The sequence below is a fragment of the Anoxybacillus flavithermus genome, from assembly GCF_002742685.1.
Taxonomy (GTDB): Bacteria; Bacillota; Bacilli; order Bacillales; family Anoxybacillaceae; genus Anoxybacillus; species Anoxybacillus flavithermus_E.
Genome location: NZ_PEDM01000001.1, coordinates 294,684 through 314,556 on the forward strand (window position 1 = coordinate 294,684; position 19,873 = coordinate 314,556).

The window sequence follows — 19,873 nt, forward strand, 5'->3', positions numbered from 1 at the left end:
TCCGCACATGGATTAGGCTTTAAGTCCATTCATCAAAAACTGAATCGTCCGCTCGATCTCTTGTTCATCATCCCACGGATAGTCGGGCATGAGGAGAAAACGAGTAAATAAAAACCCCGCAATTGTCGTAATCGTCAAACGAATAATCGTCTCCGGCGGAAGTGGAGCAAGCTCCCCTTTTTGTTGGAAATGCTCGACAATTTGTTTAAACTTTTCGTACACATGATTGATAAAAATCGTTTGAAACTGCGCTTTAATGTCGCTGTGAAATGCCATCTCTTGCCAAAATACACGAATCGCAGGCAAATACGTTTTGACAAATTCATATCGGTTTTGAAAAACGGCGCGCACAAACTGCTCGTAATGCTCATATTCGTTTTCGAATACGTCTTTCACAAACTTTTTCGCTAAAAACGGGGCAACCGATTGAAATAACGTCGGTTTTACAATGGCAAGCAACAAATCTTTTTTCGTTTTATAATGGCGAAAAATCGTCCCTTCCGCTACACCTGCCCGCCGCGCAATTTCGCTCGTCGACGTCGCCGCATATCCTTTTTCCGCAAACATTTCAATTGCGGCTTGTAAAATGTTGATTTGCTTTTCACTAACTTGCTGTTCTTCGACATTCAACAAATCAAGCAACCATTTTCGTTCGTCCATCATCATCCTCACAACTTTCGATATTTCTTTAATGCTAATACATTTAATATCATAAATAAAAGAGAAAAGCCAACTAAAACGGACACATCGAACGAAATCGCTTCCCATCCTTTGCCGCGAATCATAATTTCTCTTAACGCATCCGCCCCGTAATATAACGGCATCGCAACCCCAATGGAACGAAGCCACGGTTCCATCGTATCCAAGTTAAACAGTCCAGAGAAAAACACTTGCGGAACGACAACGAGCGGAATAAATTGAATCATTTGCAGTTCATTGTTCGCAAATGTGGACAATAACGTCCCTAACGTAAGCGCTGTCATCGCCAATAAAAATGTCACGAGTAGCACATAACCGAACGAACCTTCCATCATCATGTCTAATACATAAATCGCAAACGAAGAAATAAGGCTTGCTTGAATCGTTGTAAAGATGCCAAAACCGATGACGTAGCCGATGACGATTTCCCATCGCTTTAATGGCGTTGCTAGCAACCGCTCCAGCGTGCCGCTCGTCCGCTCGCGCAAAAACGACACTCCAGCAATTAAAAAGACGAAAAAGAAAATGAAAAAGCCGATGAGTACGGGACCGAAATTGTCAAATAGCGCCATATGTTCTGAGCCGTACATATATACCGTATCAATCGTTAACGTTTGTTTCATCGGCGGCATAAGCGTCTGGGCTGCTTTTTGCACCGTCATGAGCACCTGTTTGCTGACGGACGGATCGCTTCCTTCAAGCGTGATGCGCAACGTCGTTTTGTCCATTTCGATAAACGCGTCGATTTGTTGTTCGTCCAGTTTATCCATCGCTTTCTTTTTTGTCATTGTCGTCACGTGTGCATCTGTTTCTTGTAATGCGTCGGCAAGCTGTTGCGGTACGTTTGAATCAATCGCAATTTGTGGTTCGTACGTCTCACCATTAAACACTAAGTCCATTAAAAACAACACAAACATCGGTGCGATAATCATTAGCGCAAGCGTGCGTTTATCGCGAAAAAACTGACGAATAATGCGGACGACAATCGCTTGTATTCTCATGATTGCATCCCTCCAAAATGTAAAAATGCTTGTTCAATCGTCAATGCCCCTGTTTGTTTCTTTAATTCATCTGGGCTGCCGACGGCAATCAACCGTCCGTCGCGAATCATCGCGAGCCGCATACATTTTTCCGCTTCGTCCATCACATGCGTCGTCACAACAATCGTCGTTCCTTTTTGGCGAATGCGTTCGAGCTCTTCCCAAATCGCTTGGCGAAGAAGCGGATCGATCCCAACGGTCGGCTCGTCTAAAATGAGCACTTCTGGTTCATGTAAAAGCGCCGCGGCGAGCGATAACCGCCGTTTCATCCCGCCTGAAAATTGATGAACGGCTTTTTTCATATCGTCTGTTAAATTGACAAGCTCCAACACTTCTTCGATGCGTTCTTTCCTCTTTTTTCCTTTTAGCCCATAAATCGATGCGAAAAAATGTAAATTTTCAAGTGCCGTTAACTCCCCATATAACGCATCGGATTGCGCCATAAAGCCGATGCGCGCCATCGTTTGCAAGTTCGGCATGCGCGCGCCGAGCACGTGAATCTCCCCTTTTGTCGCCATATCAATGCCTGCGATCATTTTCACAACCGTCGTTTTCCCTGCTCCGGATGGGCCGAGCATACCGAAAATTTCTCCTTTGTTTACGGTTAAAGACACATCGTGAATGACTTCTTTTTTATGGAACTGCTTATATACGTGCTGTAATTGAATGACCATCATCTTCCCTCGCTTTCATAAAAATGAGTGAGTACTCACTTTTTATTATATATATTCCGTTCCCTTCTTGTATATATGTGCTAAAAAATTTTTCATTGACGAAACAAAGAGATTTTTGTACGATAGTAACGTCAATTGCATACGAAATCTTTCTCGTCAACTAAGATGAGATAGAGGTCGCGGCAAATAATAGTAGTTTCATGGAGACGCAGAGACGTCGATGAAGTGAGATGAAAGGATTTGTCGCCGAAGTTTATAGCGTGCTCTGGCGCTATAAGCTGGGCCTGTTGCCGAATAGGTGCAGGACTGTCATCGCGCATGCGGTGGAGAGCTATCGATCTTAAGTTTGATGCGGATGTGTCATATATTGTGCACCCGTTGAAAACTTAGGGTGCACTTTTTTGTTTGAAAAAAGTGCACGACAACAGCGCTCTACCGTACACACCGTATATTTTATGAACGAAAGGATGAACAACATGAAACAACAAAAACTCGGCTTTTGGCTATTGACGGCGCTCGTTGTCGGGAATATGGTCGGCTCTGGTATTTTTATGCTTCCTCGTTCGCTTGCGGAAGCAGCAAGCCCGGCTGGCGTATTGCTCGGATGGCTATTGACGGGGGCTGGTGTGCTTATGATTGCGATGATTTTCGGCAACTTAGCGATTCGAAAACCAGAATTAAATGGTGGACCGCAAATTTATGCGAAAGAGCTGTTTCCAAAAGGTTCAAATGCGTCAATCTTATCCGGTTTTATGTCATCTTGGGGATATTGGATCGGAAACGTCGCTGGAAACGTCGCCATCATTACGACGTTTGCTAGTTACTTATCAACGTTTTTCCCTATTTTAACGAGCGGACATGTCGTCTTCTCTGCTGGTTCATTGACGTTAAAGCTCGGCAATTTGCTCACGTTTCTCGTTTGCACCGTGCTTTTATGGGTGATGCATGCGATTATTTTACAAGGAGCAGAAAACGCTGGAAAACTGAATTTCGTCGCAACGGCAACGAAAGTGCTTGGCTTTTTCTTATTTATTGTGATCGGATTGTTCGCCTTTGAAAAAAGCTATCTCCAACCGTTTGTTGCTCCGCGTTACGATGAAGCAGGGCATACGCTCGGACTTCTTTCGCAAATGAACAACGTCGCATTAAGCACGCTTTGGGCGTTTATCGGCATTGAATCAGCGATCGTCTTTGCTTCGCGCGCGCGCAAACAAAGCGATGTGAAACGCGCAACCATTGTCGGTTTATTTATCGCCTTAGCGATTTACATCGGCATTAGCGTACTTGTGATGGGACTATTAAAACAAGAGGTGCTCATGCAGTCGGAAAAGCCGCTCGTCGATGCGATTGGTACTGTATTGGGTCCGATCGGATCGCAGCTTTTGGCAGGTCTCGGTTTAATTAGTTTAATCGGCTCGACGCTCGGCTGGATTTTTTTAAGTGCCGAAGTGCCGTATCAAGCGGCAAAACAAGGATTATTTATTCGTGCCTTTTTACAAGAAAACAATAAAGGTATGCCGCGCTTTTCTTTAATTGTCTCAAATATGATTGCGCAACTATTCATTTTTTCAACGATTTCAAACTCAATGGCGGCAGCGTTCGATTTCGTCATTTACATTGCGACGTTATCATATCTCGTTCCGTACGTCATCGCATCCGTCTTCCAATTGAAGCTCGTTTGGACAGGCGAAACATATCGCACGATGCAAGAACGAATGATAGACGGAACGATCGCTGTCTTTGCGACTATTTATTCCATTTGGCTTGTGAAAGCAGGCACGGCTGACATGAAAACCTTTTTACTCGGCATCGCCTTGCTTGCAAGCAGCTTGCTCTTCTATCCAATGGTTATGAAACAACATAACGAACAACCGAACAAACAAAAACAATCGGCATAACAAAATCCTGGTGCAAGCATTTCTTGATCATGGCGAGGCGCTGTACTCTATTTCTTCTACCGTCTTGAATGCGATTGAACGGTTATAGAAGTAGTTGAAATGTGATACAATCATGAGCGTGATATATAAAACGAGGGGGACGTAGGAGAAAATGGAGTTAGATACAATTCAACGCGAACGTTTGCGTTTGAAAAAAGTGGGTAAAAAGGAAAAACTAGATGAATGGCATCCAAAGAAGATTGCTTTAGCAAATGAATGGATTGAGAATGAGCAAACACAAATGAAGCGCCCAATCATACGAGGAGCTATTTTCACTTGTGAACTGGGAGAAAATATAGGCACAGAACAAAATGGAGAGCGACCGGTGCTTATTATTTCGAATGACTGGATTAACCGTACATCTGGAAGCGTTAAGATAGCTCCTCTGTCGACAAAGTTAAAAACAAAAACGATTACAGATCGAAAAGGAAAAACAAAAGTAGTTCCTCGTTTAAAGACACATTACTTTCTTCAAAAGGAAGTGTATCCGTTTTTAGCGCAGACTTCCGCGGTAAAGGTGGAAGAATTAACGACCGTCAACAAAGTACGATTAAAACAACATATTGGTAATATAAACGATGATGACTTAAATAAGATTATGAACCGTGTAAAGTGGGTATTTGACCTGTAACGAACTTACATCGTATTGACATTTCCCTAGTTTTTTTCTATACTTAAATTACAAAATAAGTTGTCTGTCTCGTCACAGACTATTTCACACGTAAAAAACGTGGATTCGTTTGTTTTTGCAACGGAGAGGAGCCATTTAGGCTCCTCTCTTTGCATATTATCGTCAATAGAATCATAAACTAACGATAAGTTGCCTGCCACGTCGCAGGCCATTTCCCCCTGTTAGCGGGGAAATCATCGTTTTTGCCCCAGTACTTCGGTGCTGGGGTTTCGTATTTTTCGTCTCCTAGCATTGTTTCAGACAGGCAAGGAATAATAAATGGTCATTGATTAGCCCCTCCCTATATTTATTTTTCGTCCTTCCTACCCGAGCAAAATCCCCCTGCTTACACCAATGATTTTTTCCGTCTTTTTTTCATCTTTATGTTATAATATTCCTTGAATTTTGTTTTGTTGAGGGAGCATATATGGGGAGAGAGAAAATGAGACGATGGTTGTACATCTTGCTTGTTATGATCCCATGCCTTGTAGGAAGCGTGTGGATTGTGCTTTGGCAAGATGAACAACAGCAACAACAATTGCTTGAAGAAACGCGCTTGTTTGCGAATATACATAAAAACGATCTCGACCGCTTTCTTGCGGAGACAACAACAAAACTCGAGACGTTAGCGTTTATAGTCAGCAAACATATGGCAATGTTAAGTGAAAAAGACATAAACAATATTTTGCAACAAATGCAAAAACACGACGTTCGTTTTCATCACATATCGTTTTTTTCTGAAAGTACAAATCAAGCGATGCGATTGGCAAAAACGACAAAACAAACGGTCATTGACAGCGGTCCGACGACGATCGTCACACCGATTATAGATGAAAAAACAAGTGATGCAGTCGGCTTTTTTGTGGCAGAATTACGGATGGATTACATAAAAAAACGGATAAAAATCATTGACCCGAACGCATCATTTCGCTTATACGATGAACATGGGGCGATTTTGTTGGCAACAAACGAACTTCGCCCATCGCAACAAACAGTAACGGTTCACTTAAATCACGCACCATGGGCGATTGAAGCAAACGTGCCAAGCATAAGCACAAAACAAAAAATGCAAATGGCTCTTCCATATATTTTGTCGCTAATCGTTTTCATTCATATCATTTGGTTATTCGTTCAATATTGGCTACTGAAGCGGCAAGCGACGATGGAACGCATAGAGACGGAAGCGCAAAAGCTGGAATTAGTCGGCACGCTCGCCGCAAGTACGGCGCATGAAATTCGCAACCCGCTTGCGGGCATTAAAGGGTTTATTCAACTATTAAGTGAAAAACATAAAGATAACGAATCACAGCTTTATTTTTCCGTCATTCAAAATGAAATTACGCGCATTAACGACATTGTGAATGAATTTTTAATTCTCGGCAAGCCAACAGCGCAAAAACTTGAAACGTGTGACCTGAACTACATTGTACAAAGCATTCATCCGATGATTGAGTCGCAAGCGCATTTACATAACGTCGCATATACGTTTCAACGTGCGGACGTACCGCTTCCGATTCGCTGTTCAAAAGATCATTTAAAACAAGTCGTCTTAAATTTAGCAAAAAATGCGATCGAAGCGATGCCGCATGGCGGCAAGCTGACGATTTCTCTTACGAAACAAAACGACTGGGCGGTGCTACAAGTGACGGACAATGGATGCGGCATTCCAGACGACGTAAAACACAAACTGTTTCAACCGTTTGTCACGTCCAAACAAGCAGGCACAGGACTTGGGCTCGTCATATGTAAACGCATCATCGATATGCACGAAGGGACAATCGACATTCATAGTATAGAAAAGGAAGGAACGACAATTATCGTTCGTCTTCCTTTGCGACAGGAGGTGGAATAATGGTTGACATGCTGATCGGAAGTACGTTATCTGCGCTAGCAACAGGGGCTGGCGCGATTCCCATTTTATTTTTGTCGCGCTCGTTAACACACAAATGGCGCGACATGTTGCTCGCTTTTACGGCTGGTGTTATGATGGCGGCATCGATGCTTGGGTTAATTCCTGAGGCGTTATCATCTGGCACGTTTTTTGCCCTTTCGGTTGGATTGTGCATTGGAGTGCTCACGTTAACGTTCCTTGAAAAAATCGTGCCGCACATCGATTTGGCGCATACGAAAAGCGGCATGAAAATGGATCAAAAAGCGCTGCTTGTGCTTGCGGCGATTACGCTTCACAACATTCCAGAAGGTTTATCTGTCGGCGTGAGTTACGCCTCTGGTGAACAAAATCATATGGGTGATTTAATTGCGCTTGCGATCGGCTTCCAAAACGCACCTGAAGGATTGCTCGTTGCGCTTTTTTTATTTAATCAACAAATTTCAAAAGGAAAAGCGTTTTTGATGGCAACAGGGACAGGACTGATTGAACTTGTCGCTTCCGTCATCGGCTTTTATTTAACGTCGGTCGTCGATGCGCTCGTCCCGTACGGATTAGCGTTTGCCGCTGGAGCGATGTTGTTTATTATTTATAAAGAGTTAATTCCTGAAAGCCATGGTGATGGGAATGAACAATCGTCAACGTACGCTTTTATTATCGGACTATTAGTGATGGTATTTTTAATTGAAACATTTTAAAGGATGATCCACATGTCGAAATATTATATGCTTCTTTTATTGACAAGCGCATTATGGGGAGGAAACTTTGTCGCAAGCAAATTGCTTGTTGCGCACGCCTCCCCGCTCACGCTGACGTTTATTCGCTGGACGATCGCCGTCCTTTTTTTATTTCCGATCGTGTTGAGAAAAGAGCGATCCGTTCGTCTTCAAACGCGCGGCATCGTTCCTTTGATTGCGATGGGGATGTCAGGCGTCATGTTGTTTAACGTATTTATGTTTCAAGCGCTTCGCTACACATCAGCGGATCATGTCGGGTTAATTTCAACGTTAAACCCGATGGCGATTGCGCTCGTTGCATACGTCGTCTACCGTGACAAACTGACGCTTCGGCAATGGCTCGCGATGGTCGTCTCACTCATTGGCGTGCTCATCGTCATGACGCACGGGCAACTGCATCGTCTAGCGGATGTAAACATCGGCGATTTATGGATGATCGGAGCGGTCATCATTTGGGGCGTTTATTCAGCCTGTGCCAAAGCGGTGATGACATCGTACTCTCCGCTTGCGGCGACGTTTTGGTCCGGCGTGTTTGGCGCTATCGGGTTGTTGCCGTTTCTTTCTTCTTTTTCGATCCATGACGTCAACCTCTCGTTTGTATCGGCCATTTTATATACGAGCGTCGGAGCGACAGTGCTCGCGATGTTTCTTTGGAACGTCGGCGTCAAACGAGTTGGTGCGACGACAGCGGGCATGTTTTTAAATTTTAATCCGCTTTTTACTGCCTTGTTTGCATACATACTTCTTGGGGAAACGTTAACGCCACCACAATGGATTGGTTCATTCGTAACCATTGCAGGGGTCATATTGTTTACAAAAAAATAGAAGGGGCAATTATACCCCTTCTTTTTCTTCATACGGATGTGCTACCCAACCAGATGGATCAATAAACAACCGAACCGCAACGACTTGGCGATCGTCCATTAATGTAAAGAAATGTGGATTTCCTTCCGGCACAGAAATGACGTCCCCTGCTTCTAATTCGACGTCAAAGTAGCCTGTTTTTTCGTCCCCTTTAATGACGAAAATGCCATGGCCAGCAACGATTGCACGCACTTCGTCTTCTGTGTGCGTATGCACTTGTTCAAATTTTTTCAATAGCTCTTCTAAATTTGGCGTTTGTTCGCACAAAGCGACAACGTCCCACGCTTGATACCCTCTTCGCTTGGCTAAATCTTCAATTTCCGATTGAAACGTTGCTAAAATGTCCGCTTTTTCTTCATCTGTTAATACAAATTTGTTTTGAAGATGATTTGGAAGTTTACTTGCATCCCAATGTTCGTACAACACACCTTGGTTGTTTAAAAACGCTGCGACGTTTTCGTTCCCCTCAATCACTTCACCTGTGTTGCGCACTTTAATGACTGCCATATTTCTTCCCCCTTATCGTTTTAAAAGTAATAATTTCACATAGTACTGACATAAAAACTCGCACGCTTCTAGCCATTTTTTCGCTTCAAACGCATCTTTTCCCCAAACAGTAATGCCGTGGTTGCGAATAAGTACCGCACCTGTGCTTTCATGCACATGTTTCGCAAATTCATCCGCCAACGTCGGAATATGCGCGAAATTCGGAATAATCGGAATGCGGAACGCCGCATTTTCTTCCCATAATCCGAACGCTTTAATGATTTCTTGATTGGTAAAAACGACTTCTCCTTTGTCACCATACCATTCCGAAATGATGTTGTTGTCAACCGTATGAACATGAAGCACACAACCGGCGTTCGTTTTGTTGTAAATTTTAACGTGAAGAAGCGTCTCGGCTGACGGTTTGAGAGACGTTGCTTCCGCTGGCTGCCCGTCCGCACCGACGAGCAAAAAATCTTCTGCCGTCTCTTTTCGTTTATCTTTTCCGCTTGCGGTCACAAGAAACGTGAGCGGCTCATCGCTCACCTTTAGCGACAAATTGCCGCTTGTTCCCATAAACCAGTCGCGCGCCGCTAGTTCTCGTTTCACTTCAGCAAGTTCTTCCCATTTTTTTTGCCTCATGCGACCACCTCGCTTTCTTTTAACACATCAATGACATCATAAAACGTCGTAAACGGTGTATGCGACAAGTGAAGCTCGCGGCATTTTTCAAGCAAAAAGTCGCGCGCGATGACATGATCCGCTAATTTTGCCGCCGCTAAATCGGTAATCGAATCGCCAATCACAATCGTTTTCGCTCCTTTTGGCGCAAGTTTACGAAGAAGGGACGGCTTACAACAACCGCATTCATTTTGACAATGTTCATCACACGCATACGGCCACGTAATTCGAATCGTTTCCCTGCTAAAGTCAGCACGATTGCAAAAAATGCGCTCTTTTTCAACAAGTCCGTCAAGGAGCGGATAAACGAAAAAGTCGATGCCGCCGCTCACAATATAAAGCGGAATTTTCCGTTCGTTCGTAAATGCGACAAAGTCGGAAAATCCATCGCGAATACTTGCTGTGTCAAGCAAAAATTGCACGATGTCTTCTTTTAGCGTCGTTGGCAACAGCGAAAACATGCGCCCGACCCCTTGTTGTACGGAACATCTTTGCGCGAGTATATCGTCTTTGATCGCTTCCCATTCGGGCGGAGCGAACTGTTTCATAAGCGCAATAATGTTATCGTTTAACGTAATCGTCCCGTCAAAGTCGCAAAAAATGACCGGCTTCATGATGCGCTCCCCCATAAGTCAAGCGCTTGTTGTAACGGTTCGTGTTCTTTTGCGGCGTCATGAAGCGAACGCCCAGCAAGCACCGCGTCGACTGCGGCACGAAACGCTTGCCCGCCTCCAACCGCTCCGGCCGGATGACCGTGCACCCCGCCGCCTGCGTTAATGACCGAATCGATGCCAAAGTCGCGAATTAAAAGCGGCACAAGCCCCGGATGAATGCCGGCGGATGGTACAGGAAACGCCCGTAAAAACGGCTCTTCTTTCGTAAGTTCTTCAGCAATCGCAAGCGTCTGCTCTTTTTCAAGCGCGACGCTTCCGTACGGTGATGGGAAAAGCGAAAAGTCTGCGCCTGCCATGCGCAATAGTTTCCCGAGAAGAAGCGCATAGCTAACTCCATATACGCGCGATGAGGCGATCGCGCCGCTAAACGACGGATGCGCCATAATCGGCAAGCGAATGTCATCGTCTTCGCGAAGCGCTTGTAGCACGTCAAGTCCGTATGTAAACACGTTAAACAACAACACGTCCGCACCAAGCTCTGCCGCGCGTTTTGCTTTGTCTTTTAACTGAAACGTTTTGCCTGTTAAGTTCACCGCATATAGCGTTCGATGCCCTGTTTGTTCGTACACATCTTGTAGCGCTTCTTTTCCTGCGACAATGCGTTTTTCAAACGGCGTTAAGTCGTTGTCAAATAAAATTTCATCGTCTTTCACAAGATCGACGCCACCTAGCGCTTGAAGTTTTAATTGCTCGGTGACGTATTGTAAATCGCGCCCAATCACCGCTTTAAAAATGCTCATCACAAGCGGACGGTCAAAGACGCCAAGCTTTTCACGAATACCGTCAATGCCAAAGCGCGGACCTGGAAACGCGCGTTTTAGTTCGTCGGAAAACGTAAGGTCAACGAGTTTAATCGTTCCATCAAGCGATAATTTGCCAAACGTCGTCGTCAAAATAGCTGGAAAATCAGCGCTAAAATTGACGCTCGGATACGAAATGCGCACGAGTGCGCGTTTCAGTCGTTTTCCAAAAAACGTATTGACACGCTCGTCTTCTTCAAGCTCTTCGATCAACTCGACGATGCCTTTATGTTTTTTCAACTGCTCTTGTTCAAGCTGCGGCAAATCGGTCCACGACCCGACAGTTAGCCCGAGCGCAATCCCTTCTGCTTTTTTCGCCAAATCTTTGTCATCATGAATCAAATATGTTGCGGTAATCATCGTATCACTCCTTTACAAATAAAAAACCTCTTCATAAGAAGAGGCTAATTGTTCGTCTCTTCTTATCTCTCAGCTTATTGCTGCGAGAATTAGCACCGTGCTTAAACAGCTGTTTAAGTCGGTTGCCGGGCTTCATCGGGCTCGTCCCTCCGCCTACTCTTGATAAGAATTCAAAATGTATATAATTTTTTCGAACAGTTCGTTTTTCACAAATTTAATTCGAATTATGACAGCACATGCCGATTTTGTCAATGATTTTTTTAAAAAAGTTGCAATCGTCCGATTCGTTCGGCCGCTTCTTTTAGCCTGTCTTCGCTTGTGAGCAACCCTGTGCGCACATAGCCTTCACCATGCTCACCAAAGCCGACGCCCGGAGCGACCGCCACGTGCGCTTTTTGAAGCAAAAGGTCAGCAAATGTTTCCGACGTATAACCGTTTGGCACCGGAAGCCAAGCGAAAAACGAACCTGCTGGCGCTTGAACGTCCCAACCGATGTCACGTAACGCATGAACGAACGTGTTTCGTCTCGCTTCATACGTGGCGACAAGCTCGGCGACGCACTGTTGCGACTCAAGCAGCGCCACCGCAGCCGCTTCTTGAATGGCGCCGAACATGCTGACGTATAAATGATCTTGCAACAAGTTGATTGCTTCAATCATACTTTCGTTGCCGACCGCAAAGCCGATGCGCCATCCTGCCATATTGTACGTTTTTGAAAACGTATAAATTTCAATGCCGACATCTTTCGACCCTTCGGCTTGTAAAAAGCTCACCGGCTTTTTCCCATCAAAGCCGATCGCTCCATATGCGAAATCGTGTACGACAGCGATGTTATGTCTTTCGGCAAATGAAACGGTTTGTTGAAAAAACGATTTCGTTGCTGTCGCTCCTGTCGGATTGTTCGGGTAGTTTAAAAACATCAATTTTGCGTGGCGCACGACGTCTTCGTTTAGTTCCTCGTAATCGGGCAAAAAGCCGTTTTCCGCCCTTAGCGGCATCATTTCCATGCGCGCCCGCGCAAGCACGACCCCTGACCAATAGTCCGGGTAACCGGGATCGGGAACGAGCACAACATCGCCCGAATTTAATAAACAAATCGGCATCTCAACGAGCCCGGCTTTGCCGCCAAATAAAATAGCGACTTCTTTTTCAGGATCAATCGTTACGCCATACTCGCGCTCATAAAACGCAGCGACTGCTTCCTTCAAAAACGAATAACCGCGAAATGGCGAATATTTATGATACATAGGTTTTGCTACCGCCTGTTGCATCGCGCTTACAATATGAGCTGGCGTTGGCTGATCGGGATTTCCTTGTCCGAGATTAATGACGTCATGCCCTTCAGCGATGACCGTCTGTACTTTTTGTACGAGCGAAGCAAAAAATTGCTTCGGTAGTTGCTGTAACAAGTTCGATTGTGGAAATGTTTTCATTTTTCACACCTACTTCACAAAAAGGTTGAAATTCTAGTCCTGTATCATATATCGTAAAAATCAAAATGTAAAGAAAATTTTTCGAGGTGAATGACATGAATATCGCTTGTATACAAATGGACATTGCGTTTGGAGCACCGGAAAAAAATAAGCAAACGGTCGGACGCTACATGGAACAAATGGCGCGTGACGTCGATGTCGTCGTTTTACCTGAACTATGGACGACAGGTTACGATTTAACGAGATTAACAGACATCGCCGATGAAGACGGCGAAGAAACAAAAACGTTTCTTTCCGAGCTTGCGCGCACGTACGATGTACATATCGTCGGCGGATCGGTCGCCAAAAAAGTGGCAGATAACATAACAAATACGATGTATGTCGTCAACCGAAACGGTGATGTCGTTTGTGAATATAGTAAACTTCATTTGTTCAAATTGATGGATGAGCATTTATATTTACAAGCTGGAGAAACAACGGGGCTATTTTCACTCGGCGAAACGACGTGCGCAGGCGTCATTTGTTACGACATTCGTTTTCCGGAATGGATTCGCGCTCATACATTACACGGCGCAGAAGTATTATTTGTCGTCGCGGAGTGGCCGCTCGCTCGCCTTCATCATTGGCGCACGTTATTAATGGCGCGGGCGATCGAAAATCAATGTTACATCGTCGCCTGCAACCGCGCAGGAAAAGACCGGAACAACGAGTTTGCTGGACATTCGATGATTATCGATCCGTGGGGAAACGTGCTTGCCGAAGGAGACGAACAAGAAGCGGTCATCAAGGCAACGATCGACATACATGAAGTACAACGCGTGCGCGCACGCATCCCGATTTTTTCTGATCGCCGTCCAGACGTGTATAAAATTTTTGAAAAAAAAGATTGACAAACGAGCATAAAGCGATGTATGATTCGAATCAAGCGAATTCACGAAACGTTTTCACTATTAAAAATATTCAAATAACAATAAACACTCTTATCAAGAGCAGGTGGAGGGACGAGCCCGATGAAGCCCGGCAACCGGCGATCACGCACGGTGCTAATTCTTGCAGCAGTAGGCTGAGAGATAAGAGGTGCGAAGCAAACTTCAAACCTCTTTCGTTCAGCGAAAGAGGTTTTTTATTTATGTCAAGGGAGGAATTTGTATGTACGAACCGTTAACAGAACAAAAAGCGATTGCCCTCGCTGTTCGTTTAGGGCTTTTTGAAAAAGATGCGCTTCTTTCATGCAAAGAAATTGGTGATGGAAACTTAAATCTCGTCTTTCGTATCGTCAACGAGCGCACAAACGACAGCATCATTATCAAACAAGCGTTACCGTACGCGAAAGTCGTTGGCGAAAGCTGGCCGCTCACATTAAAACGGGCGACAATTGAAAGCCAAGCGTTGCGCACATTCGCTAGCTACGTTCCTCAATACGTGCCAAAAGTGTACTATTCCGATGAGGTTTTAGCAATTACGGTGATGGAAGATTTGTCGCATTTACAAATTGCACGCCGTGGACTAATCGAAAGAAAAACGTTCCCAAATCTTTCAACACATATTGGCGAATTTGTCGCAAAAACGGCGTTTTACACGTCCGATTTCGGCATGAACCAACAACAAAAAAAGAAGCTCGTGCAACAATTTACAAACCCTGAGCTATGTAAAATTACGGAAGATCTCGTCTTTACCGACCCGTTTTTTGACCACGACACGAACAACTTTGAAGCAGAACTTCGCGCCGATGTCGAACAACTTTGGCAAGATGATGAGCTAAAGCGAGAAACAGCAAAATTAAAACGGCTTTTTTTAACGAAAGCAGATGTGTTGCTTCATGGCGATTTACATACGGGAAGCATTTTTGCAAGCGATGATGAAACGAAAGTGATCGACCCAGAATTTGCCTTTTACGGTCCGATCGGCTTTGATCTTGGGCAATTTTTCGCTAATTTGCTGTTAAACACTCTCGCTCGCGATGAACGTGACCGCGAACCGCTCTTTCATCATATCGAAAAAACGTGGGACGTGTTTGTTCGCACATTTTCTGAACTGTGGCGTGAAAGCGATGAACCGTATGCGCAAATTTCTGGCGTGCTTCAAGACGTGCTTCACGATGCACGGATTGAAGCGATTGGATTTGCTGGTTGTGAAGTCATTCGCCGAACGATCGGTTTAGCCCATGTCGCAGACATTGACGAATTGCCGCTTGAGCGCCGACTTGATGCGAAACGTCACGCGCTTAGCCTCGGACGTGCGCTGATCGTACAGCGTGAACAATTGCCGATTCAGGCGATCAAACAACTTGTGCAACAAACGGTACATGTGAACAGCTAGGAGGAAGACAATGAAATCTGTACAATGGCACGATACACATATCACAATTTTAAACCAACAAGCGTTGCCTCATAAGACGGAATATTTAGAATTAAAAAACATAAAAGACGTATGGGATGCGATCGTGACGTTAAAAGTGCGCGGGGCGCCGGCAATCGGCATGACTGCCGCCTACGGCTTAGCGCTTGCGGCAAAATCGTATGAGACGGACGACTTAGCGCAATTTCATGCCGAGTTAAAGCGCGACCGCGACTATTTAGCTAGCTCGCGTCCGACCGCTGTCAACTTATTTTGGGCGCTTGATCGGCTTATGAAAAGCGTCGCGCAAGCAAAATCCGTCAACGAAGCGAAAACGACGCTCATTCATGAAGCGATTTGCATTCAAGTAGAAGATGAAGACGTATGCCGCCGCATCGGCGAACATGCCCTTTCTTTGTTTCAAGACGGTGACCGCATTATGACGATTTGCAATGCGGGCGCAATTGCGACAGCGCGCTACGGCACCGCCCTTGCGCCGTTTCATTTAGCGAAAGAAAAGGGGATTACCCTTCATGCGTATGCTTGTGAAACACGCCCGGTGTTGCAAGGCGCAAGACTGACCGCATGGGAGCTTTCTGAAGCTGGCGTTGATGTGACGCTTATTACCGACAACATGGCCGCGCAAACGATGAAAGCCAAACATATTTCTGCAGTCATCGTCGGAGCCGATCGCATCGCCGCAAACGGCGATACCGCAAACAAAATCGGCACGTTCGGTCTAGCCATTTTAGCAAAAGCGTTCAACATCCCATTTTACGTCGCCGCCCCGCTCTCAACGATCGACTTACAGACGAAAACAGGCGACGACATTCCGATTGAAGAACGCGCTAAAGAAGAAGTGACGCATATCGGCGGCGTGCGCATCGCACCGGATGTGAACGTCTACAACCCAGCATTTGACGTGACACCGCACGAACTCATTACGGGCATTATTACCGAAAAAGGAATCATCTTTGGCGACTACGAAACGAAATTACCGACATTATTTGAGGAGGTTTTTGCATGAAAAACATATGGGCAATCATCGTGCTTTTATTCGCGCTGTTAGTCGGTTGCACGAACGAACAAGACGCCGTCTCGAAACCGACAGAGCAGCCGAAAGAAGAAACGAAACAAACGAACGAAACAACGGATGCAAAAGCGGACATTCCAGCCGCATTAAACAAACCGATTAAAATTGCGGCGATTATGCAAATGTCGATCGGTACATTTTCATCGCAATATATCGCTGGTGTAAAAGAACAAGTAGCGAAATTCGGAGGCGACGTGCAAATTTATAACGCCGATAACGACTTAACGAAAATGGCATCGTACGTCGAAACAGCAATTAGCCAAAACGTCGATGCGATTTTATTAGATCATGGACGGGCGGATGCATTAAAAGCCCCTGTGGAAAAAGCGCTAGCAAAAGGCATTCACGTCGTCGCGTTCGATAATGATTTAAACATTCCGGGTGTGACCGTCATTGACCAAGACGATTACAGCTTAGCATGGAAAACGTTAAAAACGTTAGCGGAAGATTTAAACGGTGAAGGCGAAATCGTCACGATTTGGGTCGGCGGCTTTACGCCGATGGAACGGCGCCACGTCATTTACGAAGCGTTTCAAAAACGATATCCAAACATTAAAGAAGTTGCCAAATTCGGCACCGCAAGCGCCAATACAGCATTAGATACACAAACACAAATGGAAGCCATTTTGAAAAAATATCCGAATAAAGGCGACATCGACGCTGTCTTTGCGACGTGGGATGAATTCGCCAAAGGAGCAACGCGCGCCATTCAACAAGCAGGTCGAACAGAAATTAAAGTGTACGGTATCGACTTAAGCGATGAAGATTTACAACTCATTCAACAACCAAATAGCCCATGGGTCGCAACGACAGCAACCGACCCAGCAGAAGTCGGACGCGTGCAAGTGCGCTTTGCGTATCAAAAAATTGCCGGGGAAAAAACGCCAAACATTTATTCACTTGAACCTCATTTAGTGAAACGCTCCGACTTACCGAATACGTCGATTACGATGAATGAGTTGCACAACTATATTGCGAGCTGGGGGCAATCGAATGTTGCTGTCTCGCCATGGATGAAAACGCTCGAAGAAAAGGTGAAAAAACAATGAGCGGTTTACGCATGAAACAAATGGTACATTCATTTGGCGATATAACCGTATTAAACGGCGTGAACTTCCATGTCCAATCGGGCGAAGTTCACGCCCTTTTAGGTATGAATGGAGCTGGAAAAAGCACGTTAATGAACATTTTAGCTGGCGTGTTGCAACCGACTGGCGGAACGATTGAAATTGATGGACAACTGTATACATTTTCTTCTCCGAAAGATGCGAAACGAGCCGGCATCGGACATGTCGTGCAAGAAGTCGATGCGGCGTTATTCCCTGCCCTATCCGTATATGAAAATGTACTCGCTGAACAAATTGTTGAACAACCGAACATGTTGTTTTCAAAAACGAACAAGCGGGCGTTTGTGTTACAACTTCTTGAGCGCGTCGGTTTGGCGCATGTGTCGCTTGATACGCCGGTACAGACGTGCTCGCTCCATGAAAAACAGCTCATTTTACTTGCGCGCGTCCTTTCTTCTTCCGCTCGCTACATCATTTTAGATGAGCCAACCGCCTCGTTAAGCGAAGAAGAAACGAAACGATTATTCGCAATGATTGAACAATTGAAAGTACAAGGGGTATCATTTATTTACATTTCACATAAATTGCACGAAGTAAAACGCATTTGCGATCGGATGACGATTTTACGCGACGGCACAGTTGTATATGAAGGTGATGTATCGCTTCCGACGGAACAAATCGTGCGCCATATGGTCGGGCGGCAACCGGAGACGCGCAACACTTTTGCGCGGGAAAAAAGTGAAGAAACGATATTTGAAGTGAAACAACTATACATTCCAAAAACGAAAACGACGGTAGACCTTGCTGTTCGACGCGGTGAAATTGTCGGCATTGCCGGTCTCGTTGGCGCTGGAAAAACAGAATTGGCCGAAAGCATGATTGCTCACGTGAAAACGACGGGCGAACGCTTGTTGCATGAAAAAAAACAAACGTGGAACTCGCCAAAAGATGCCATTGAAGCAGGCGTTTGTTTGATTCCTGAAGAACGGCGAAAACAAGGGCTTTTTATGAACGAAACGATCGAAAAAAATTTGACCGTCCGTCTATTGTCAAACATCGCCGCATGGCAATGGATTCAAAAACGAAAGGAACGTGCATTAGCAACGCGTCTCATTTCTTCTTTACGCATTCGCCCATCTTCGCCGAATGCACTTGTGAAACATTTAAGCGGTGGCAATCAACAAAAAGTCGTCATCGGGAAATGGTTACAAACAAATAGCGACGTCTTGATTTTTGATGAACCGACAAAAGGCATTGATGCCCACGCCAAAGAAGAAGTGTTTTCGATCATTCGCACACTTGCTGAAAAAGGAAAAGCGATCATTTATTTAACGAGCGAATGTCAAGAACTGCTCCATATTGCCGATACGATTTACGTTATGGTCGACGGGCAGTTAATCAAACAAATCGACGCACAAGAGGCGACATACGAACAGCTCGTCTATGACATGACAGGGGGTGGAACAAATTGAAGTTTTTACACAAATACGGAACGATGCTCGCCATCGTGATCGTCATCGCTTTTTTTAGCTTCTCGCTCGATTCGTTTTTCACATACGCCAATTTTAGCGACATTTTACGCTCTATTTCCATTGTGACGCTCGTTGCGATCGGCATTACGTTTTCATTAATTGTCGATGGATTTGATTTATCGGTCGGCTCAACCGTCAGTTTAGCGACAATCGCAAGCGCCTCCGCGCTCGTTTTACATCGCCAAGAGCTGTTCGTCGCGCTCATCGTTCCGCTTCTTCTCGGGGCGCTCGTTGGATTGCTGAACGCCTTTCTTATCATTCGCCTTCGTTTGCCTGATTTGTTGGCGACGTTAGCGGTCATGTACATCATTAACGGCGTACAGCTCACATATACGAAAGGTTTTTCGATTTATAACGACATGCCGCTTCCCGAAGGTGGCGTGGCGCCGGGAAAATTTATTCCATCGTTTTTATTTATCGGGCAAGGAGAGCTGTTTGGCATTCCATTTTCTGTGTTGCTTATGCTTTTTGTCGTCGTTTGTGCTCACCTTTTTTTAACGTATACGAAATTCGGTCGCTTGTTTTATATGACAGGCGAAAATCGTGAAGCCGCTCATCTCACCGGCATTCCTGTCAACCGCTACCGCACATATGCGTATATGATTAGCGGATTGTTTGCGGCTTTAGGCGGCATTGTTCTTGCTTCGCGCATCGGCACGGGGCAAGTATCCGCGGGCGCATCACTATTAATGGACGGGGTAGCTGCCGCGTTTATCGGCTTTTCTGTATTTGGCATCGGCAAACCAAATGTGATCGGTACACTACTTGGCTCAATTTTTATCGGCGTCTTGTTAAACGGGTTAACGATGATGAACGTTCCGTATTACGCGCAAGATATTGTCAAAGGCGCACTATTAATTTTCGCACTTGCGTTGTCCCATATGGTCAAAAAATAACCCAC

19 protein-coding genes and 3 riboswitches are annotated in these 19,873 nt (G+C 45.2%); of the genes, 11 read left to right on the forward strand and 8 right to left on the reverse strand.

Translation table 11 applies throughout. The features are described from left to right. Positions 1 to 12 precede the first annotated feature (12 nt). Genes CS060_RS01570 through CS060_RS01580 form a run of 3 tightly spaced genes read right to left on the reverse strand, consistent with a single transcriptional unit; the run spans position 13 to position 2,413 of the window. A complete protein-coding gene (locus tag CS060_RS01570) occupies positions 13 to 660 on the reverse strand; it encodes a TetR/AcrR family transcriptional regulator (protein WP_035048119.1) in 648 nt (215 codons plus the stop codon). Positions 661 to 668: 8 nt separating this feature from the next. After that, entirely contained in the window at positions 669 to 1,700 is a 1,032-nt protein-coding gene (locus CS060_RS01575) for an ABC transporter permease (RefSeq protein ID WP_035048117.1), read from the reverse strand. Further along, positions 1,697 to 2,413, reverse strand: coding sequence for an ABC transporter ATP-binding protein (locus CS060_RS01580; RefSeq protein WP_035048116.1), 717 nt, complete (start codon positions 2,411 to 2,413; stop codon positions 1,697 to 1,699). The genes CS060_RS01575 and CS060_RS01580 overlap by 4 nt, the downstream gene beginning before the upstream one ends. Positions 2,414 to 2,576: 163 nt before the next feature. After that, a riboswitch (Lysine riboswitch) is annotated at positions 2,577 to 2,755 on the forward strand. 134 nt (positions 2,756 to 2,889) lie between these two features. On the opposite strand from CS060_RS01580, the gene CS060_RS01585 reads away from it, so the two are divergent. The 5 genes from CS060_RS01585 (at position 2,890) to CS060_RS01610 (ending at position 8,470) form a co-directional block, all read left to right on the forward strand. After that, positions 2,890 to 4,311, forward strand: coding sequence for an amino acid permease (locus CS060_RS01585; protein ID WP_035048114.1), 1,422 nt, complete (start codon positions 2,890 to 2,892; stop codon positions 4,309 to 4,311). Positions 4,312 to 4,462: 151 nt separating this feature from the next. Beyond that, entirely contained in the window at positions 4,463 to 4,981 is a 519-nt protein-coding gene (locus CS060_RS01590) for a type II toxin-antitoxin system PemK/MazF family toxin (protein ID WP_035048111.1), read from the forward strand. Positions 4,982 to 5,447: 466 nt separating this feature from the next. Next, the gene (locus tag CS060_RS01600) at positions 5,448 to 6,872 is read left to right on the forward strand and encodes a sensor histidine kinase (RefSeq protein WP_099668614.1); all 1,425 of its coding nucleotides are present in this window, start codon (positions 5,448 to 5,450) and stop codon (positions 6,870 to 6,872) included. Then, positions 6,872 to 7,606 (forward strand): ZIP family metal transporter, encoded by a 735-nt coding sequence (locus tag CS060_RS01605; RefSeq protein WP_035048109.1) that lies wholly within the window; start codon positions 6,872 to 6,874, stop codon positions 7,604 to 7,606. The genes CS060_RS01600 and CS060_RS01605 overlap by 1 nt, the downstream gene beginning before the upstream one ends. Positions 7,607 to 7,618: 12 nt before the next feature. Further along, complete coding sequence (locus CS060_RS01610; RefSeq protein WP_035048108.1) at positions 7,619 to 8,470, forward strand: DMT family transporter; 852 nt, start codon at positions 7,619 to 7,621, stop codon at positions 8,468 to 8,470. 9 nt (positions 8,471 to 8,479) lie between these two features. Here the strand turns inward: CS060_RS01610 and mtnD are convergent, their stop codons facing one another. The 5 genes from mtnD to CS060_RS01635 all read right to left on the reverse strand — a co-directional run bounded on the left by mtnD (position 8,480) and on the right by CS060_RS01635 (position 12,943). Beyond that, positions 8,480 to 9,016: an acireductone dioxygenase gene (mtnD, locus tag CS060_RS01615; RefSeq protein WP_099668615.1), complete on the reverse strand. Its 537-nt coding sequence runs from the start codon at positions 9,014 to 9,016 to the stop codon at positions 8,480 to 8,482. A 12-nt stretch (positions 9,017 to 9,028) separates the two neighbouring features. Further along, on the reverse strand, positions 9,029 to 9,637 hold the full coding sequence (locus tag CS060_RS01620) for a methylthioribulose 1-phosphate dehydratase (protein WP_035048107.1): 609 nt from the start codon (positions 9,635 to 9,637) through the stop codon (positions 9,029 to 9,031). After that, a complete protein-coding gene (locus CS060_RS01625) occupies positions 9,634 to 10,290 on the reverse strand; it encodes a 2-hydroxy-3-keto-5-methylthiopentenyl-1-phosphate phosphatase (RefSeq protein WP_035048106.1) in 657 nt (218 codons plus the stop codon). The genes CS060_RS01620 and CS060_RS01625 overlap by 4 nt, the downstream gene beginning before the upstream one ends. Further along, entirely contained in the window at positions 10,287 to 11,510 is a 1,224-nt protein-coding gene (gene mtnW, locus CS060_RS01630) for a 2,3-diketo-5-methylthiopentyl-1-phosphate enolase (RefSeq protein WP_035048105.1), read from the reverse strand. The genes CS060_RS01625 and mtnW overlap by 4 nt, the downstream gene beginning before the upstream one ends. 59 nt (positions 11,511 to 11,569) lie before the next feature. Then, positions 11,570 to 11,679: riboswitch (SAM riboswitch) on the reverse strand. 91 nt (positions 11,680 to 11,770) lie between these two features. Next, positions 11,771 to 12,943 (reverse strand): pyridoxal phosphate-dependent aminotransferase, encoded by a 1,173-nt coding sequence (locus CS060_RS01635; RefSeq protein WP_035048167.1) that lies wholly within the window; start codon positions 12,941 to 12,943, stop codon positions 11,771 to 11,773. A 95-nt stretch (positions 12,944 to 13,038) separates the two neighbouring features. On the opposite strand from CS060_RS01635, the gene CS060_RS01640 reads away from it, so the two are divergent. From CS060_RS01640 to CS060_RS01665, 6 genes are all read left to right on the forward strand, one after another. Beyond that, complete coding sequence (locus tag CS060_RS01640) at positions 13,039 to 13,833, forward strand: carbon-nitrogen family hydrolase (RefSeq protein WP_180271034.1); 795 nt, start codon at positions 13,039 to 13,041, stop codon at positions 13,831 to 13,833. An 87-nt stretch (positions 13,834 to 13,920) separates the two neighbouring features. Next, a riboswitch (SAM riboswitch) is annotated at positions 13,921 to 14,020 on the forward strand. A 72-nt stretch (positions 14,021 to 14,092) separates the two neighbouring features. Further along, positions 14,093 to 15,262 carry an S-methyl-5-thioribose kinase gene (gene mtnK, locus CS060_RS01645; RefSeq protein ID WP_099668617.1) on the forward strand — a complete coding sequence of 390 codons (1,170 nt, stop codon included), beginning with the start codon at positions 14,093 to 14,095 and terminating at the stop codon, positions 15,260 to 15,262. Positions 15,263 to 15,272: 10 nt separating this feature from the next. Beyond that, positions 15,273 to 16,307 (forward strand): S-methyl-5-thioribose-1-phosphate isomerase, encoded by a 1,035-nt coding sequence (gene mtnA / locus CS060_RS01650; protein ID WP_035049569.1) that lies wholly within the window; start codon positions 15,273 to 15,275, stop codon positions 16,305 to 16,307. Continuing rightward, a complete protein-coding gene (locus tag CS060_RS01655) occupies positions 16,304 to 17,422 on the forward strand; it encodes a sugar ABC transporter substrate-binding protein (RefSeq protein ID WP_035049567.1) in 1,119 nt (372 codons plus the stop codon). The genes mtnA and CS060_RS01655 overlap by 4 nt, the downstream gene beginning before the upstream one ends. Beyond that, complete coding sequence (locus CS060_RS01660; RefSeq protein WP_099668618.1) at positions 17,419 to 18,912, forward strand: sugar ABC transporter ATP-binding protein; 1,494 nt, start codon at positions 17,419 to 17,421, stop codon at positions 18,910 to 18,912. Before CS060_RS01655 ends, CS060_RS01660 begins: the two co-directional genes overlap by 4 nt. 23 nt (positions 18,913 to 18,935) lie before the next feature. Continuing rightward, positions 18,936 to 19,868 (forward strand): ABC transporter permease, encoded by a 933-nt coding sequence (locus CS060_RS01665; protein ID WP_231563691.1) that lies wholly within the window; start codon positions 18,936 to 18,938, stop codon positions 19,866 to 19,868. Positions 19,869 to 19,873: the final 5 nt, after the last annotated feature.

Excerpts from the sequence above, each read along its gene's own strand:
- CS060_RS01640 (WP_180271034.1), top strand. The coding sequence starts at position 13,039 with ATGAATATCGCTTGTATACAAATGGACATTGCGTTTGGAGCACCGGAA.
- CS060_RS01570 (WP_035048119.1), bottom strand. The coding sequence starts at position 660 with ATGGACGAACGAAAATGGTTGCTTGATTTGTTGAATGTCGAAGAACAG.
- CS060_RS01585 (WP_035048114.1), top strand. The coding sequence starts at position 2,890 with ATGAAACAACAAAAACTCGGCTTTTGGCTATTGACGGCGCTCGTTGTC.
- CS060_RS01590 (WP_035048111.1), top strand. The coding sequence starts at position 4,463 with ATGGAGTTAGATACAATTCAACGCGAACGTTTGCGTTTGAAAAAAGTG.
- CS060_RS01600 (WP_099668614.1), top strand. The coding sequence starts at position 5,448 with ATGGGGAGAGAGAAAATGAGACGATGGTTGTACATCTTGCTTGTTATG.
- CS060_RS01660 (WP_099668618.1), top strand. The coding sequence starts at position 17,419 with ATGAGCGGTTTACGCATGAAACAAATGGTACATTCATTTGGCGATATA.
- CS060_RS01605 (WP_035048109.1), top strand. The coding sequence starts at position 6,872 with ATGGTTGACATGCTGATCGGAAGTACGTTATCTGCGCTAGCAACAGGG.
- CS060_RS01620 (WP_035048107.1), bottom strand. The coding sequence starts at position 9,637 with ATGAGGCAAAAAAAATGGGAAGAACTTGCTGAAGTGAAACGAGAACTA.
- CS060_RS01665 (WP_231563691.1), top strand. The coding sequence starts at position 18,936 with ATGCTCGCCATCGTGATCGTCATCGCTTTTTTTAGCTTCTCGCTCGAT.
- CS060_RS01610 (WP_035048108.1), top strand. The coding sequence starts at position 7,619 with ATGTCGAAATATTATATGCTTCTTTTATTGACAAGCGCATTATGGGGA.
- mtnD (WP_099668615.1), bottom strand. The coding sequence starts at position 9,016 with ATGGCAGTCATTAAAGTGCGCAACACAGGTGAAGTGATTGAGGGGAAC.
- mtnA (WP_035049569.1), top strand. The coding sequence starts at position 15,273 with ATGAAATCTGTACAATGGCACGATACACATATCACAATTTTAAACCAA.
- CS060_RS01575 (WP_035048117.1), bottom strand. The coding sequence starts at position 1,700 with ATGAGAATACAAGCGATTGTCGTCCGCATTATTCGTCAGTTTTTTCGC.
- mtnW (WP_035048105.1), bottom strand. The coding sequence starts at position 11,510 with ATGATTACCGCAACATATTTGATTCATGATGACAAAGATTTGGCGAAA.
- CS060_RS01655 (WP_035049567.1), top strand. The coding sequence starts at position 16,304 with ATGAAAAACATATGGGCAATCATCGTGCTTTTATTCGCGCTGTTAGTC.
- mtnK (WP_099668617.1), top strand. The coding sequence starts at position 14,093 with ATGTACGAACCGTTAACAGAACAAAAAGCGATTGCCCTCGCTGTTCGT.
- CS060_RS01625 (WP_035048106.1), bottom strand. The coding sequence starts at position 10,290 with ATGAAGCCGGTCATTTTTTGCGACTTTGACGGGACGATTACGTTAAAC.
- CS060_RS01580 (WP_035048116.1), bottom strand. The coding sequence starts at position 2,413 with ATGGTCATTCAATTACAGCACGTATATAAGCAGTTCCATAAAAAAGAA.
- CS060_RS01635 (WP_035048167.1), bottom strand. The coding sequence starts at position 12,943 with ATGAAAACATTTCCACAATCGAACTTGTTACAGCAACTACCGAAGCAA.